General features: G+C 59.8%; 17 protein-coding genes. 10 read left to right on the forward strand and 7 right to left on the reverse strand.

The window, feature by feature from the left end; genetic code table 11:
• The first annotated feature begins 77 nt into the window (after positions 1 to 77).
• Positions 78 to 872, forward strand: coding sequence for a thymidylate synthase (locus ACZ9W6_RS10735; protein ID WP_465191129.1), 795 nt, complete (start codon positions 78 to 80; stop codon positions 870 to 872).
• Positions 869 to 1,354, forward strand: coding sequence for a type 3 dihydrofolate reductase (gene folA, locus ACZ9W6_RS10740; RefSeq protein WP_465191131.1), 486 nt, complete (start codon positions 869 to 871; stop codon positions 1,352 to 1,354). The genes ACZ9W6_RS10735 and folA overlap by 4 nt, the downstream gene beginning before the upstream one ends.
• An 81-nt stretch (positions 1,355 to 1,435) precedes the next feature.
• Here folA and ACZ9W6_RS10745 read toward each other — a convergent pair whose 3' ends face one another.
• Positions 1,436 to 2,116: a GntR family transcriptional regulator gene (locus ACZ9W6_RS10745; RefSeq protein WP_465191133.1), complete on the reverse strand. Its 681-nt coding sequence runs from the start codon at positions 2,114 to 2,116 to the stop codon at positions 1,436 to 1,438.
• 500 nt (positions 2,117 to 2,616) lie between these two features.
• Between ACZ9W6_RS10745 and hemE the strand changes: the two genes are divergently transcribed.
• The 7 genes from hemE to ACZ9W6_RS10780 all read left to right on the forward strand — a co-directional run bounded on the left by hemE (position 2,617) and on the right by ACZ9W6_RS10780 (position 9,869).
• A complete protein-coding gene (hemE, locus tag ACZ9W6_RS10750) occupies positions 2,617 to 3,681 on the forward strand; it encodes a uroporphyrinogen decarboxylase (RefSeq protein WP_465191134.1) in 1,065 nt (354 codons plus the stop codon).
• A gap of 351 nt (positions 3,682 to 4,032) precedes the next feature.
• Positions 4,033 to 6,198, forward strand: coding sequence for a primosomal protein N' (locus tag ACZ9W6_RS10755; protein WP_465191135.1), 2,166 nt, complete (start codon positions 4,033 to 4,035; stop codon positions 6,196 to 6,198).
• A complete protein-coding gene (dacB, locus tag ACZ9W6_RS10760) occupies positions 6,199 to 7,587 on the forward strand; it encodes a D-alanyl-D-alanine carboxypeptidase/D-alanyl-D-alanine endopeptidase (RefSeq protein WP_465191136.1) in 1,389 nt (462 codons plus the stop codon).
• 47 nt (positions 7,588 to 7,634) lie between these two features.
• Positions 7,635 to 7,892, forward strand: coding sequence for a glutaredoxin 3 (gene grxC, locus ACZ9W6_RS10765; protein ID WP_465191137.1), 258 nt, complete (start codon positions 7,635 to 7,637; stop codon positions 7,890 to 7,892).
• A gap of 76 nt (positions 7,893 to 7,968) precedes the next feature.
• Complete coding sequence (secB, locus tag ACZ9W6_RS10770; protein ID WP_465191138.1) at positions 7,969 to 8,421, forward strand: protein-export chaperone SecB; 453 nt, start codon at positions 7,969 to 7,971, stop codon at positions 8,419 to 8,421.
• Positions 8,421 to 8,873, forward strand: coding sequence for an SH3 domain-containing protein (locus tag ACZ9W6_RS10775; RefSeq protein ID WP_465191139.1), 453 nt, complete (start codon positions 8,421 to 8,423; stop codon positions 8,871 to 8,873). The genes secB and ACZ9W6_RS10775 overlap by 1 nt, the downstream gene beginning before the upstream one ends.
• On the forward strand, positions 8,874 to 9,869 hold the full coding sequence (locus tag ACZ9W6_RS10780) for an NAD(P)H-dependent glycerol-3-phosphate dehydrogenase (protein WP_465191140.1): 996 nt from the start codon (positions 8,874 to 8,876) through the stop codon (positions 9,867 to 9,869).
• Positions 9,870 to 9,903: 34 nt separating this feature from the next.
• Here ACZ9W6_RS10780 and ACZ9W6_RS10785 read toward each other — a convergent pair whose 3' ends face one another.
• The 6 genes from ACZ9W6_RS10785 to aroQ form a co-directional block, all read right to left on the reverse strand.
• Entirely contained in the window at positions 9,904 to 10,482 is a 579-nt protein-coding gene (locus ACZ9W6_RS10785; protein ID WP_465191141.1) for a redoxin family protein, read from the reverse strand.
• 63 nt (positions 10,483 to 10,545) lie between these two features.
• A complete protein-coding gene (locus tag ACZ9W6_RS10790) occupies positions 10,546 to 11,811 on the reverse strand; it encodes a DUF3426 domain-containing protein (protein WP_465191142.1) in 1,266 nt (421 codons plus the stop codon).
• A gap of 2 nt (positions 11,812 to 11,813) precedes the next feature.
• Positions 11,814 to 12,704, reverse strand: coding sequence for a 50S ribosomal protein L11 methyltransferase (gene prmA, locus ACZ9W6_RS10795; protein ID WP_465191143.1), 891 nt, complete (start codon positions 12,702 to 12,704; stop codon positions 11,814 to 11,816).
• Between the two features lie 5 nt (positions 12,705 to 12,709).
• The gene (accC, locus tag ACZ9W6_RS10800) at positions 12,710 to 14,062 is read right to left on the reverse strand and encodes an acetyl-CoA carboxylase biotin carboxylase subunit (RefSeq protein ID WP_465191144.1); all 1,353 of its coding nucleotides are present in this window, start codon (positions 14,060 to 14,062) and stop codon (positions 12,710 to 12,712) included.
• Positions 14,063 to 14,185: 123 nt separating this feature from the next.
• Positions 14,186 to 14,647 carry an acetyl-CoA carboxylase biotin carboxyl carrier protein gene (gene accB, locus ACZ9W6_RS10805; RefSeq protein ID WP_465191145.1) on the reverse strand — a complete coding sequence of 154 codons (462 nt, stop codon included), beginning with the start codon at positions 14,645 to 14,647 and terminating at the stop codon, positions 14,186 to 14,188.
• Between the two features lie 24 nt (positions 14,648 to 14,671).
• Positions 14,672 to 15,121 carry a type II 3-dehydroquinate dehydratase gene (gene aroQ, locus ACZ9W6_RS10810; protein WP_465191146.1) on the reverse strand — a complete coding sequence of 150 codons (450 nt, stop codon included), beginning with the start codon at positions 15,119 to 15,121 and terminating at the stop codon, positions 14,672 to 14,674.
• A 250-nt stretch (positions 15,122 to 15,371) separates the two neighbouring features.
• Here aroQ and queA point away from each other — a divergent pair, with 250 nt between their 5' ends.
• Positions 15,372 to 16,397 carry a tRNA preQ1(34) S-adenosylmethionine ribosyltransferase-isomerase QueA gene (queA, locus tag ACZ9W6_RS10815; RefSeq protein ID WP_465191147.1) on the forward strand — a complete coding sequence of 342 codons (1,026 nt, stop codon included), beginning with the start codon at positions 15,372 to 15,374 and terminating at the stop codon, positions 16,395 to 16,397.

The raw sequence follows: 16,397 nt of genomic DNA on the forward strand, positions 1-16,397 counted from the left end.
GGGGATCTTGCCGATGTTAGCCTAAAGCCGGCGGATCTTTATAGTAGAATCGGGCGGTTTAGTGATGGGGAGCAAAGATGAAACAGTACCATGAGCTGATGCAGCATGTGCTGACGCACGGCGTCGACAAGTCGGACCGTACCGGCACCGGTACCCGTTCGGTATTCGGCTACCAGATGCGCTTTGACCTGTCCGAAGGTTTTCCGTTGGTGACCACCAAGAAACTGCATCTGCGCTCGATCATTCACGAGCTGCTGTGGTTTCTGACCGGGGATACCAATATCCGTTATCTGAAAGAAAACGGCGTGTCGATCTGGGACGAGTGGGCTGACGAGAATGGTGATCTTGGCCCGGTTTATGGCTACCAGTGGCGCAGCTGGCCGGCGCCTGACGGTCGCCATATCGACCAGATCAGCAATGTGCTGGAGATGATCAAGCGTAATCCGGACTCGCGCCGCCTGATCGTATCGGCGTGGAATCCGGCGCTGGTCGATGAAATGGCACTGCCGCCGTGTCACAGCCTGTTCCAGTTCTATGTCGCCGACGGCAAGTTGTCCTGTCAGCTGTACCAGCGTTCGGCTGATATTTTCCTTGGCGTGCCATTCAATATTGCCAGCTACGCCTTGCTGACCATGATGGTGGCGCAGGTGTGCGGCCTGAAGCCGGGTGACTTCGTGCATACACTGGGGGACGCGCATCTGTACAGCAATCATCTGGAGCAGACCCGCTTGCAGTTGAGCCGTGACTGCCGACCGTTGCCACAGATGAAGCTGAACCCTGAGGTGAGCGATCTGTTTGCCTTCCGCTTTGAGGACTTCATCCTTGAGGGCTACGATCCGCATCCGCACATCAAGGCGGAGGTGGCGGTATGACGACGATGACGCTGGTCGCCGCTATGGCGCAAGACAATGTGATTGGTCTGGATAATGCCATGCCCTGGCATCTGCCGGAGGATCTCAAGCATTTCAAGGCCACGACGCTGGGCAAGCCCGTCATCATGGGCCGCAAGACTTTTGATTCTATTGGCCGTCCTTTGCCTGGCCGGCAGAATATCGTGATTACGCGTCAGGCTGACTGGCAGCATGAGGGCGTCACCGTGGTGCACTCCTTGCCAGACGCGCTGGCGCTTGCGGCCAACCTTGAAGAGGTGTGCATTGTCGGTGGTGCCGAAATCTACCGCCAGGCTTTGCCCTTGGCGGATCGCCTTTGCCTGACACATATTGATCTGGCTGTCGCCGGTGATGCGCGTTTCCCGGCTTTCCCGGCTGAAGAATGGCAGCCGACAGAAGGCGAGTGGCAGACGGCGGCCAATGGCTTGCGCTATCGCTTTGTCGACTACCAGCGCAAGCGCTGATCGTTGGCTGTCGTGACTAAAGTAAAAAAGCACCGTTTGACGGTGCTTTTTTACCGCTTCCGGCGGCTCGCGCCAGTTTGCTCAGATATCTTGCCCGCCCTTGTCAGACAGGGCTGCCACCGACAGCTGAGCCAGCTTGCTGTATTCCTGACCGAATTGCCGGATCATGGCATGCAGTTGCGGCAGATCCCGCGCGATGATCGCTTGCAGCAGCTTTTCCAGAAAGTCATGAGTCTGGTCGATGCGGCTTTTGCCTGCACGCAGGATGGCAAACAGGCAGCGTTGCGATAGCGGCAGCAAGTCGTTCAGCGTCTGGCTCAGGTAGCGATTGCCGGCATGCTGATACAGCGCCGACAGAAAACGCACGCCGTGTTGGTAAAAACCGTCGAGATCTTCCTTGCGCTGGCATTCGCCCAACTGGGTCATCAGGTCAAAGAAGGTGGCAAGATCATCATTTTGCCAGTTGCTGGCCAGTTTGCAGACCGACTGCTCTAGCAGGACGAACCACAGATCAAAAAATTCGCTGACGTCACGTGTAGTCATGCTGGCGACGATGGCACCGCGGCGCGGGTAGATTTCTACCAGGTGGCGGCGTTGCAGGATCAGCAGCGCTTCGCGTACCGAGCCGCGGCTGACATCAAGTTCGGCGGCAATGCGCAACTCCTGTATGCGCTCCCCGGCTTGCATGGTGCCGATAATGATCTGGTTACCCAGAAACTGGGCGATCTGTTCTGTCAGGGAGTCACTGGCTTTAAAACTCATTCCACATCCTGTAATGCGCTACTGCTTATTGTTTGAAACGGTATTTTGTCCGGCAATCGGACGTTGGCCGCATTCTAGCATGCCGGCGCGCATGCTCAGGCTGTCGCAAGCTGTCATCAGTTCCCCGCGCGGGCGCAAAAAAAGTTGCAAGCGCTCGCGCTTGTCAGTAAAGTTCAAACAACTGTTTTAATCAGGGCCGCGCGAGGTTCATGAGGGGCTAACATCATATTAGTGGCTCGCCTGGAAATGGTTCGGACAGTTCTTCAAGAGCAGCTCAGGCTGCGCGTTCCATCTTGGAACCTTGCAGGTACGACACGGGTGTTGCCTCCCCAGAGACGGGGAGGCTTTTTTTTGCCTGAGTTTTACCGAGCATCGACAAACCGGCTGATTTTGATTGCCGCTGTATCACCTGGCGGTTTTGGCCAGGTTTTGCCCAGATCAAAGCACAGCGGGATTTGCGCAGGTATAATGCGGCCAACCTTTTATCGTCGGACCCTGACATGACCCAGCTGAAAAACGATACCTTCCTGCGCGCGCTGCTGAAGCAGCCGGTTGAATACACCCCGATCTGGATGATGCGCCAGGCCGGTCGCTACCTGCCTGAGTACCGCGCCACCCGCGCACGCGCCGGCAGCTTCATGGGCCTGTGCACCAGCCCGGACTACGCAACCGAAGTAACGCTGCAGCCGCTGGAGCGTTTTCCTCTGGATGCGGCAATCCTGTTCTCAGACATCCTGACGGTGCCGGACGCCATGGGTCTGGGCCTGTACTTTGCCGAAGGCGAAGGTCCGAAATTCGAGCGCAATCTGCGTGACGAAGCAGCGGCTAAGGCATTGCAAGTGGCGCCGATGGAAAAGCTGCAATACGTGTTTGATGCCGTCTCCAGCATCCGCAAGGCACTGGATGGCCGCGTGCCGCTGATCGGCTTTTCCGGCAGCCCGTTCACTCTGGCCTGCTACATGATCGAAGGTGGCGGTTCGGATGATTTCCGTCACGTGAAGGCCATGCTGTACGGTCGTCCGGATCTGCTGCACCACATCCTGGATGTGACCGCACAATCGGTGATCGCCTACCTGAATGCGCAGATCGATGCCGGCGCACAAGCCGTGCAGATCTTTGATACCTGGGGCGGTGCGCTGAGCCATGCTGCATACAAGGAATTCTCGCTCGCTTACATGCAGCGCATCGTTGCCGGCCTCAAGCGCGAAGCCGATGGCCGTCGTGTGCCGGTAATCGTGTTCACCAAGAACGGTGGCCAGTGGCTGGAAGAGATTGCTGCGATCGGTGCCGATTGCGTCGGCCTCGACTGGACCACCGATATCGGCCAAGCTCGCGCTCGTGTCGGTGACAAGGTTGCGCTGCAGGGCAACTTCGATCCGCAGGCGCTGTTCGGTACGCCAGCGTCGATCGAAGCCGAAGCTGGTCGCATCCTGGCTGCTTATGGTGCAGGTTCCGGCCATGTGTTTAATCTGGGGCATGGCATTTCCCAGCATGCCAATCCGGAACACGCTGCCGCCCTGGTCGCTGCCGTGCATAAGCTGTCGCGCCAATATCACAACGTTTGACCCTGATTTGGCAGGCCTTTCCTCTCTTTGGGTAATGGCCTGCCATTTTTGTTTTTTCAGCGCTTGACACCTTGCCGGCTTGTTGATCCATAAGTTATGCACAAGATTGGTGAGTCATGGCAGTCCAGCATCGGCTGGCAAGTGCCAAAACGGCTTGAAAAAATAAGTTGTTGATTTTTAATGATTTATTTTTCAGATTAATTTTTGTGCAATCTGGCAAAGCAAAGGCTGGCTGGGCATTTCTCCGGCAAATGCTGATGTTCTCCACAAAATTATCCACAGATTCTGTGTACAGTTGCGGCAAAGCCTTGCTGCTATTGGCTCGCCGCTGTTTCTCCCGCTAGGATTGCAATGCAGCAAATTCCTGTCTGGCTGGATGTACCTTTACCCGAGGCCTTCAGTTACCTCCATCCCCATGCCTTGGCCAGCGGTACCCGCGTGCAAGTGCCGTTCGGCAATCGCCTGCTGTGCGGGCTGGTGGACAACGATGCGGTATGCAAGCCGGTAGCAGCTGACAAGCTGCGCACAATCGATCGTGTGCTGGACGAGTTGCCGCCCTTGCCGGAGGACTGGTGGCAGCTGGTGCGCTTTGCCAGCCAGTATTATCTGCACCCCTTCGGTCAGGCCTTGTTTACCGCCTTGCCGACGGCGATGCGCGAGGCCAGACCGGTGCGTTTGCCTGATCGCCATTACTACCGGCTGAATGATGTCGGGCTGGCTCGGCCGCCGGCAGTGCGGGCCAAGGTCCAGTTGCAGTTGTGGCAAGCCTTGCACGAGCCGCAGTCGCGCAGCAGCCTGCAGCAGCTGCATGCGCGCGGCAGTGCGTTTCTGGCGGAAAGGTTGGCCGCAGGCGAGATCGATATGGTCGAGCCGGAACGTGCCGCCTTTGAGCATGCCGAAGGGCCGCCGCTTAATGCGCAGCAAGCCGCGGCGGTAGCCGAGGTCAAAGCTGCCGCTCAGGGCTTTGCGCCGTTTGTACTGCACGGCATTACCGGCAGCGGCAAGACCGAGGTGTATCTGCAGCTGATCGCCGAGGTGCTGCGTGCCGGCCGCCAGGCCTTGCTGATCATTCCCGAAATCAATCTGACGCCGCAGCTCTTGCAGCGTTTCAATCAGCGTTTTCACGCCAGTCGTATCGTCAGCCTGCACAGCAATCTGGCCGATGGCGAGCGCCTGCAAGCCTGGCATGCTGCATGGCAGGGCGAGGCCGATATCGTGATCGGCACGCGGCTGGCGGTGTTTACCCCGCTGGCGCGGCCGGGACTGTTTATCGTCGATGAAGAGCACGATGGCTCTTTCAAGCAGGCAGACGGCCTGCGTTATCACGCGCGCGATCTGATGGTGTGGCGTGCGCGTCAGGCGCAGCTGCCGGTGGTACTGGGTAGTGCCACGCCAAGTCTGGAAAGCATGGCGAATGTGGCGGCTGGCCGTTACCGGCTGTTGCGGCTGGACGGGCGCGCCCATGCGGCGGCGACCTTGCCCGAGGTTGGCCTGGTCGATACCCGCCGGCTGGCCTTGCAGGAGGGGCTGTCACCGGCGGTGGTGCAGGCACTGGGGCAGGGCTTGCAGCGCGGCGAGATGAGTCTGGTATACCTGAATCGGCGCGGCTATGCGCCGGTGCTGGCGTGCACGGCTTGTGCGTGGACATCGGCCTGCCGCCATTGCACGGCGCGCATGGTACTGCATCTGAACGAACGCCAGCTGCGTTGCCATCACTGCGGCGCACGAGAGCGCATTCCGCTGCAATGCCCGTCGTGCGGCAACCCTGACATCCATCCTCTGGGTGAGGGCACCCAGCGCATGGAGGCGGCCTTGCAGCGCTTCTTTCCGTCGGCGCGCATCTTGCGTATCGACCGCGACAGCACCAGCAGCAAGGCGGCGTGGGATGCCATTTATCAACGGGTGCATGCCGGCGAGGTGGATATCCTGCTGGGGACCCAGATGCTGGCCAAGGGCCACGATTTTGCACGTATCTCGCTGGTGGTGGCACTGGGCTGCGATGGCGGTTTGTACTCGGCGGATTTTCGCGCCAGCGAGCGGCTGTTTGCCCAGCTGTTGCAGGTGGCCGGCCGTGCCGGTCGTGGCGAGCTGAAAGGGCGGGTGCTGGTGCAGACGCAGTTCCCAGAGCATCCGGTTTACCAGCATTTGCAGCAGCATGATTTTGACGGTTTTGCCAGGAGCCTGCTGGCCGAGCGTCAGGAGGCGGGTTTTCCGCCTGCGGCCAGCCAGATCATGTTGCGGGCGGATGCGGCGGAAGGCGCGCAAGCCATGCAGTTCTTGCAGGATGTGTTGCAGCAGGCGGGCGAGCCTGGTGAGGGGGTGACGGTGTTCGGCCCGGCTCCGGCCCTGATGCTGCGTCTGGCCGGGCGCGAGCGTGTGCAGCTTACTTATGAGGCGGCCAATCGTGCCGCCCTGCATCGTTATCTGCGCAGCCTGCTGCCGCTGTTGCCGGCGCTGGCACGGCCGTATGGCAAGGCCTTGCGCTGGTCTGTTGATGTTGATCCGATGGAATTCTGAATGAAAGCGATTGCCCTGATTTTCTCCCTGCTGGCCATGCCGGCACTGGCGACCAACCTTGGCGCGATCCGTGAAGACGAGATCGCACTGTGGCTGGCGCCGGTCGATAGCGGGCAGGTGCTGTACCAGCATCGTGCCGAGGCAGCGATGAATCCGGCCTCGACCATGAAGCTGCTGACTACCTGGGCCGGTCTGCAATTGCTGGGGCCGGATTATCGCTGGCGTAATGAATTGCGCAGCGATGGCGAAATCGTCGATGGCGAGTTGCGCGGCAATCTGTACTGGCTGGGCGGCGGCGACCCGCGGCTGGATAGCATGCGTCAGGCCGAGATGTTGCGCCAGTTGCGCTTGCGCGGCATACGCCATATCCGTGGTGATCTGGTGCTGGACGGGCGTTTGTACAGCCGCATCAGCACGGCAGAGGGTTTTGATGCCGATGCCGGCCAGGCCTTTGTGGTGCCGCCTGATGCGCATATGAGCAATCTGAACGTGGCCTGGCTGCGCTTTGCCGCCAACACCAAAGACATGGCTGTGACGCTGGATCCGCCACTGGCTGGTGTCACGCTGGATAATCACCTCAGCTTGGCCGCACGTAAGGAATGTGGTCGTATCCGCGACCAAGTGAAACTGACGGTCAGCGCGCAGCAGATTCGTGTTGATGGCGAGCTGTCGGCGGCGTGTGACGGTGACAGCACTTTTGTCAGCCTGCCACTGTCACCGCCGGCATTTGCAGCGGCCAGCATGCAGGCACTGTGGCAGCAGTCGGGCGGCAGTGGCATGGCCAACTGGCGTAGTGGCCAGACGCCGGATAATGCGCGGCTGTTATGGCGGCAGGAATCTGACCCGCTGGCCGTGGTGATAGGCGATGTCAACAAATACAGCAATAACACCATGGCGCGCATGTTGTGGCTGAGTCTGGGCAGCAAGTTGGCCGCAAGCGGCGATAGCGTGCAGGCGGCAGAGCAGACCTTGCGGGGCTTGCTCGCGCAAAAGGGCATGGCCGCACAGACGCTGGTGCTGGAGAACGGTGCCGGTCTGTCACGGCGTGAACGATTGTCAGCGCAGTTGCTGGGCGAGGTCTTGCTTGATGCTGCGCGCGGCCCGTATGCAGCCGAGTTCAGCGCCAGCTTGCCGCTGGCCGGTGGCGAGGGCACGTTGCGGCGGCGTTTCGCCACGCTCGGCGCGATGCTGCGGCTGAAAACCGGCACGCTGGATGATGTACGTGCGCTGGCCGGTTACTGGCAACGCGCCGATGGCCGGCAGTTTGCCGTGGTGGCCTTGCTCAACTCGCCGCGGGCGGCGCAGTTGCTGCCTGAGCTTGATCGTATCGTTAGCGAGCTATTGCTGGCACAGGCCGGTAATGGCACAACTTCCCGGGCCTTGCCCTGAAACTGGGCTGTGGCCTTATAATCAGTTTTTACAGTCGAGGAGGCTCGATGAAACCCGTTATCATGTATACCACCGCCTACTGCCCGTACTGCGTACGTGCCAAGCAAGTGCTGGCCAGCAAGGGCGTGACGGACATCAAGGAAATCCGTATCGATCTGGACCCGGAGCAACGTGACGAGATGATGGCCAAGACCGGCCGTCGTACCGTGCCCCAGATCTATATCGGCGACGTGCATGTCGGCGGTTGCGATGACCTGACGGCACTGAACAGTGCCGGCAAACTGGATGTGCTGCTCGCAGACTGAGTAGCCCGAGAGCCGGTGATTGGCCGGCTCGTTGAACCCACTACACCTTGATCAGGTGTCATAGAGAATAGAAAACATGAGCGAACAACAAGAGCTGCAACCTGTTTTTTCCATCGAGAAAGTCTATGTAAAGGATCTGTCGCTGGAAGTGCCTAACGCACCGGCGATCTTCCTCGAGCAGGAGCAGCCAGAGATCGATATGCAGCTGGCTTCCGAAGGCCGCATGCTGGAAGACGGTTTCTTTGAAGTGGCGCTGACCGTGACCGTGACTGCCAAGTTGGCAGAAAAAACCGTCTTCCTGTGCGAAGTGGCACAGGCCGGCATCTTCCAGATCCGCGACATTCCGGCCGAAGACATCGAGCCTATCCTGGGTGTTGCCTGCCCGAACATCCTGTTCCCGTACGCGCGTGAGGCAGTTGCCAGCACCGTGAACCGTGCCGGCTTCCCGCCGGTACAACTGGCACCGATCAACTTCGAAGCCCTGTACATGCAGCAGCGCGCTGCCCAGGCTGAAGCCGGCACTGCCTGATGAGCATGAAGCGCATAGTCAGAACATGCGCCGCTACCGTGCTGGCCCTTGCGGCCGGCACGGCTTTCGCGCTCGAATTCCGCTCGGTCAAGGAGACCGGTGTCGCGCTGTACGAGGCACCGTCACTCTCGGCCAAGAAGTTGTTTGCCGTCAGCCGTTATTATCCGGTTGAGGTCTTGCAGAATCAGAAAGACTGGGCGCGCGTGCGTGACGCGACCGGTGGCATTGCCTGGATTCCAAGCGCTGCCTTGTCTACCCGCCGTATGCTGCTGGTGATGAACGATCGCCTGCCGGTGCGCGCCGCGCCTTCCGACAAGGCCGAGCTGGTGTTTCTGGCTGGCAAGGATCTGGTGCTGGAGCTGGTCGAGCCACCGCAAAGTGGCTGGGTCAAGGTCAGACACCGTGACAATACCGTGGCGTATGCGCCAATTGACGGATTGTGGGGGCTGTAAATGAAGATTGCCGTCCTTGGCGCTGGTGCCTGGGGAACCGCGCTTGCCATGGCGTTTTGTCGCCAGCACCACGTTACCCTGTGGGGGCGTGACCCGGCGCAGATGATCGATATGCAGGCTGCGCGCTGCAATCGCCGTTATCTGCCGGATTGCCCATTCCCTGACAGTCTGCATCTGTCGGCAGACTTGTCCGAAGTGGTACTTGGTGCCGAGCTGGTGTTGCTGGTCACGCCGATTGCCGGCTTGCGGCCAACCTTGCGCGAGCTGGCGCGACTGAAAGTCGATACGCCGCTGCTGTGGGCATGCAAGGGCTTCGAAGCTGGCTCCAGTCTGCTACCGCATCAGGTTGCTGCCGAGGAAATGCCGGGTCTGAAAACCATTGGCGTATTGTCCGGCCCGAGCTTTGCCAAGGAGGTTGCGATGGGCTTGCCGGCGGCGTTGACGCTGGCCTCGGAGAATTACCAGTTTGCCCGCGATTTTGCACGCGAGCTGCATAGTCCGCTGCTGCGCATCTATGCCCACGATGATCTGGTCGGGGTAGAGGTCGGTGGTGCGGTGAAGAATGTGATGGCGATTGCGACCGGCGTGGCCGATGGCCTTGGCTTTGGCATGAATGCGCGAGCTGCGCTGATTACCCGTGGTCTTGCCGAAATCAGCCGTCTGGCGATGGCGCTGGGTGGTACCCAGCAAAGCATGATGGGGCTGTCCGGTGTTGGCGATCTGATGCTGACCTGCACCGGTGCCTTGTCGCGTAACCGTCAGGTTGGCCTCAAACTGGCGGAAGGCAAGTCGCTGGAGACTATCCTTGCCGAGCTGGGTCATGTTGCCGAAGGTGTGCCGACAGCACGCGAGGTGCTGAAAATGGCTGAGCGGCTACAAGTGGATATGCCGATTACCGCCGCGGTTTGCGAGCTGCTGTATCACCAGGCAACGCCGCATTATGTGGTCGAGCGCCTGCTGGGGCGAGCGCCCAAGCCGGAGTTCTTTGCCCATTGAGCACCGAGTCTCACCGTAGCATGTAACGCCAGCCTCAGGCTGGCGTTGTTGTTTCTGCCGGGTTTTCACCATCACTCTCTGGCGTGGCAGCCGGCTTGAATAGCTCGCCCAGTGCATGTTTTAGCCCGGCCAGATCAAACTCGGCATCGGTATGATCAAGGCGCTGGGCAAACAGGATGCGGTCATCGGCATCGGCCAGCCAGACGGCCGGACAGGTAAAGCCAGCCAGCGGAATGTCCTGGATCAGCACGCCATAATGCTTGTGAAAATCGCGACCGCGCAGGGTGGATAACAGGTGGACATGTGGCAGGCCGTGTTCGCGATGAGCCTTGGCGAGGCTGAAGGGCGAGTCTACCGATACCACCAGCCAGACCAGCTGTGGCCAGTGCTCCAGTGCGCGGCGCAGTTGTTGCAAGCTGTCTAGCCCTTGTTCGGGCGAGTCTATCGACAGCAGGGTGAGCAGCAGTTTGGGTTTGCCGAGAAACTGCTCGAGTGCGACGTCGTGCAGTTTCTCATCGACCAGCATGAAGCTGTGCAGCAGGTCGCCAGCTTGCGGGAAAGTGCCGGCAACGCTCAGTGCTTCATCCTGGAAGCTGAAGAAATTCTGTTCCATATCCTGTCTCCTCGATACCTATGTATCGTGGCCCAGATGGCGTGAAATGCAAGCGCTGATGGCTTAAGGGTAGTAGAAGTGCAGGCTGTAACCCAAAGCCTTGACCCGGCTGACTTCCATGCGCGTCACGATCTTGATTTCGCTATTGGCATTGAAGCGGCCCAGTGCCAGATCATTCTTGCTCAGATACTCCTCTGGCTTGAGGGTCTTGCGGATGATCAGCTGGTCATCGCCATCCTTGAGCGACAACTCAAGCAGAGGCAAGGCTTGTGGATAGGGTGCCAGATTGCGCAGCGTGGCATTCAGCTGGATCAGGTGATCATGCTGTGGCACGAAGGACAGCTCGGACCATTCGGTGCGGATCAGCTGGCGTTGTGTCGGAAGCGGTACTTCACAGCCGAATTGCTGGCACAGGCTTTCGAAAGCGGGGCGCAATTCGGGTAGCTCGGCACTGACAGCCGTGCGATTGATGAACAAGAGCTGTGCGGCCAGCAGCAAGACGCCCAGTGTGCCGATGCTGGCCATAAGTACATTCTTCAGCCAGCCTAGTCGCTGGCCAGCTTGCTGCTCTTCGTCCTCGTTATGAGGCGGAGCAGGAGTCGGCTCAATATCTTCACGCGCTTGCCAGCGGCTTGCCTGTGGCTCCTGGCGACCGGGCAGCTCGTAATCGTCGTCCGGTAGCGGTGCTTCGGCGGCTGGGGGCGGACTTGTTTTGCTTTCGTTGGCCGCATCATCAAACAGCGCAATGCGTCGAGCAGGACGGCTGCCGGTATTCAGGGCCTCGGCCAGCGCCTGCTGGAAGGCGGCGAGATCCTGCTGCTCGGCCTGACTGTCAGGGCTTGCTTCGGATTCATCGATTGCGGGCTCAGTTGGCGCGGTTGGTGCAGGGTCGCGGGATGGGGTGTAGCGCACATCCTCATCGTCGAAATCATCCCAGGCCAGTGGCGCTTCCGGCTCGGGCTGCATCAACTCGTAGTCAGGCAGATCCAGATCGTCTTTGGCCGGTGCGGCGGCTTCGTGCTGCGCCGGAATGATACGGGTCTGTGGCGGTGCTTGTTCGCCGATCTCGGGCTGGAAGTCAGGCAGCTCCAGCTCGAAATCGTCATCCGGCTCGAAGCTTGTCGCTTGTTGCGGCGTGCTGGCTGGGACCGGAACTACCGGAGGCGGGGATGCCGGCTGCTGTTCGGCAGCCGGTGCATCAAAGTGGCTTGGGGCATGAAACACATGACTGCAACGCCCGCACCTGACCATGCCGCTGGCGAGTGCCAGGTGAGCATCGGAAACCTTGAAACGGGTTTGGCAGGCAGGGCATTGTGTCGTTTGGCTCATGTTCAGGCGCGCTTGATGCCGGACAGGCGTGTCCAGCCTTCGTCAAATACCGGAGTATCCATGTCAAACCACTGGGCGTAAATAGCCGACAGTTCTTCTGCCTGTTCCTGCAGGATGCCGGACAGCACGATACGGCCGCCAGTACGCACATGGCTGGCGAGGAGGCCACCCAGGAGGCGCAGCGGGTTGGCCAGGATGTTGGCCACGACAACATCGTACTTGCCAGGCTGCAGGCTATCCGGCAGGCCGAAGGTGGCGGTCACGCTGTTTTGCTCGGCATTGTCGATGCTGGCACGAACGGCCTGGGCGTCGATATCGATGCCCAGCGTGCTGCCGGCACCGAGTTTCATCGCTGCGATGGCCAGAATGCCGGAGCCGCAACCGTAATCCAGTACGCTTTCGCCGCCCTTGATTTCCTCATCCAGCCACTGCAGGCACAGACGGGTGGTCGGATGGCTGCCGGTGCCGAAGGCCAGGCCCGGGTCCAGCTGCAGATTGACGGCAGACGGATCCGGCGACTCGTGCCAGGTCGGGGTGATCCACAGGCGCGAGGAGATGCGGATCGGGTCGAACTGGCTCTGGGTCAGACGCACCCAGTCCTGTTCTTCCACGCGGCCAACCTCGAACTCGGGCATCGCCAGATCGCACTGCAGGCAAGCCAGCCCGACAATGGCGCGAACATCGGCGTCTTCTTCAAACAGGCAGTTGATCAGGCTGTGTGCCCACATCTGGTCTACCGGCTCGCCGGGTTCGCCGAAAATCGGTTGTTCTTCTTCGGTACCAGCCAGTGCATCTTCAATGGTGGCCGACAGGGCGCCGGCCTCCATCAGTGCATCGGCAAACTTTTCCGCGATCACGGACTCAGCCGGGATCACAGCTTGCAGCCATGCCATACTTCTTAGCCTTTCTTCAGGTGCGCGAGGCGCTCTTCCAGATAGTGGATACTGGTGCCACCTTGCTGGAAGGCTGCGTCCAGGAACAGTTCCTGATGCAGCGGGATATTGGTCTTGATGCCGGTGATCGCCATTTCGGACAGGGCAACGCGCATGCGTGCCATTGCCTGTTCGCGGGTGTCACCATAAGCAATCAGCTTGCCGACCATGGAGTCATAGTGCGGCGGCACGGTGTAACCCTGGTAAATGTGCGAGTCGATACGGATGCCCGGGCCGCCGGCCGGATGGTAGCTCTCGATCTTGCCTGGGGATGGCACGAAAGTGAACGGGTCTTCGGCGTTGATACGGCATTCCATGGCATGGCCCTTGAACACGATATCGTCCTGGGTGAAGCGCATTTTTTCGCCAAAGGCGATGCGGATCTGTTCCTGCACGATGTCGATGCCGGTGATCAGCTCGGATACCGGATGCTCGACCTGAACACGGGTGTTCATCTCGATGAAGTAGAACTCGCCGTTTTCGAACAGGAATTCGAAGGTGCCGGCGCCACGATAGCCGATACGGCGGCAGGCTTCGGCGCAAGCTTCGCCAATGCGCTGGCGCTGCTCGGCAGTGATGCCCGGAGCTGGTGCTTCTTCGATGATCTTCTGGTGACGACGCTGCATCGAGCAGTCACGCTCGCCCAGATACACGGCATTGCCATGCTGGTCGGCCAAGACCTGGATTTCGATGTGGCGCGGCTGCTCGAGGAATTTCTCCATGTACACGGTCGGGTTGCCAAAGGCAGCGCCGGCTTCGGTACGGGTCATGTTCACCGAGTTGATCAGTGCCGCTTCGGTATGCACGACGCGCATGCCGCGGCCACCGCCACCACCGGCAGCCTTGATGATCACCGGGAAGCCGATCTTGCGGGCAATCTTGGTGATTTCGACCGGATCATCCGGCAGGGCACCAGCCACGCCCGGTACGGTTGGCACGCCGGCTTCGATCATCGCCTGCTTGGCGGAAACCTTGTCACCCATCAGGCGGATGGTTTCGGCACGCGGGCCGATGAAGGCAAAGCCGGATTGCTCGACGCGTTCGGCAAAGTCGGCGTTTTCGGACAGGAAGCCGTAACCCGGGTGAATCGCCTGGGCGTCAGTCACTTCGGCAGCGGCGATCAGCGCCGGGACATTCAGATAGCTCTGGCTGGACGGTGCCGGGCCAATGCACACCGATTCGTCGGCCAGTTTCACGTATTTGGCTTCGCGGTCGGCTTCGGAATGCACAACCACGGTCTTGATGCCCATCTCGCGGCAGGCGCGCTGGATGCGCAAGGCGATTTCGCCACGGTTGGCGATCAGGATCTTTTCGAACATGTTTTTTCTCCGCAACGGCAGTGACTGCGTCGGCCTGCCGTCCAGGTGTTCCAGCTGGGAAACAAAACAAGGGCACTGACCTGGTTGGCGTGCCCTGTTTGCATGGTGTCGGGGGAGTCTGGTTTACTCGATGATGAACATCGGCTCGCCGAATTCTACCGGCTGGCCTTCTTCAACCAGGATGGCCTTGATCACGCCGGCGCGCTCGGCTTCGATTTCGTTCATCAGCTTCATCGCTTCGATGATGCACAGGGTGTCGCCGACATTCACTTGCTGGCCGACTTCAACGAATGGCGCGGATTGCGGGCTAGGACGGCGGTAGAAGGTACCGACCATCGGCGACTTGACGCTGCCCGGATGGTTGGCCGCAGAGGCGGTGGTCACGGCTGGTGCTTCGGCGGCGGCCGGTGCAGCAGCCGGCGCTACCGGCGCTTGCACGGTCATTGGTGCCGGCGCGTATTGAATGGCGTTGTTGGCGGATACACGGGTAATGCGGACTTTTTCTTCGCCCTCGGTCACTTCCAGTTCGGCAATGCCGGACTCTTCGACCAGGTCGATCAGTTTCTTCAGTTTACGCAGATCCATGGGTGTTCCTTCTTATGGTTTGTTTTATACCGGCTGCGACAGGCGGCGAATGGCGTGTGCCAGTGCCAGCTCGTAGCCGTGCGCGCCCAGACCGCAAATGACACCGACCGCCAGATCCGAAAAATAGGAATGGTGGCGGAAAGCTTCGCGGGCATGGACGTTGGAAAGATGTACTTCTATGAACGGCACCTTCACACCCGCCAGTGCATCGCGCAGGGCGACACTGGTATGGGTAAACGCGGCAGGATTGATGATGATCATGTCGGTGCCGTCGGTTAGACAGGCGTGGATGCGATCAATCAGCACATACTCGGCATTGCTTTGCAGAGAGTCCAGTTCAATACCGGCTGCGCTGGCTTGTACCTTCAGACGATTATTGATGTCGTCCAGCGTATCCCGGCCATAGTGCTGTGGCTCGCGCAGTCCGAGTAAGTTCAGATTGGGGCCGTGCAACACAAGGATTTTTCGGGTCAAGGTGAAGGCCTCGGTTTTGATATGGGCGCGAGTTTGCCGCAAATGTCTGCAAGATGTCCAGCATTTGCCGAATTTCAAACATTCGTTCGGTCATTTGTCATACTGCATTGCAGTGGTTGTGCGCGCCAGCTTGGCAGCGCTTGATCGGCAGCGAGTTGATATGCCGCAATTTGCAGCAATAAAAGGAACGATAGGCGCGGTGCCTGCTCGAACGCTATAATCTCCACCGTTTAGCTTAAGAATACCCGCCATGCTCGTTTCCGATTTCGATTACCACCTCCCAGAACACCTGATCGCCCAGCATCCGCCAGCAGAACGTGGCAGCAGCCGTTTGCTGCGAGTCGAGGGCATGACCTTGCTGGACGACCGTTTTGCTACCATTACCGATGCCCTCGAGGCGGGTGATGTACTGGTCTTCAACGATACCCGCGTGATCAAGGCGCGCCTGTTCGGCGAGAAGGACAGTGGCGGCAAGATCGAGGCGCTGGTCGAGCGTGTCTTGAATGATCACGAAGTCCTCGCACATGTGCGCGCCAGCAAATCGCCCAAGCCGGGTACCCGTCTGGTTTTTGCCGATCGCTGGCAGGCCGAGATGGTCGAGCGTATCGGCGAGCTGTTCAAGCTGCGTTTTCTGGATGCGGCCAACGTATTCGATATTCTGGAAGCGTCCGGCAAGCTGCCGCTGCCACCGTATATCGAACGTGACACCGAAGGCGAGGACGACGAGCGTTACCAGACCGTCTATGCGCGCGAAAAGGGCGCGGTAGCCGCGCCGACCGCCGGCCTGCACTTTACCGATGACATCCTGGCTGCGCTGGCGGCCAAGGGCGTCAAACTGTGCAATGTGACCCTGCACGTTGGCGCCGGTACCTTCCAGCCGGTGCGCGTCGACAATATCGCCGAGCACAAGATGCACAGCGAAATCTACGACATCCCGCAAGCTACTGTTGATGCGATTGCCGAAGCGCACAAGCTTGGCCGCAAGGTGCTGGCGGTGGGTACTACCAGCATGCGTGCGCTGGAGTCGGCCGCGCGTCCGGACGGCATTCTGCGTGCCGGCCGTGGCGAGACCGATATCTTCATCACGCCGGGCTTCCGCTTCAATGTCGTCGACAAGATGCTGACCAATTTCCACCTGCCCAAATCGACACTGATGATGCTGGTATCGGCGTTTGCCGGCTACGAAGAGATCCGTGCCGCTTACCAGCACGCGATTGCGCAGGAATACCGTTTCTTCAGCTATGGCGATGCCATGTTGCTGAGTCGCAAGGAGTAA

The sequence above is a fragment of the Vogesella lacus genome, from assembly GCF_979366295.1.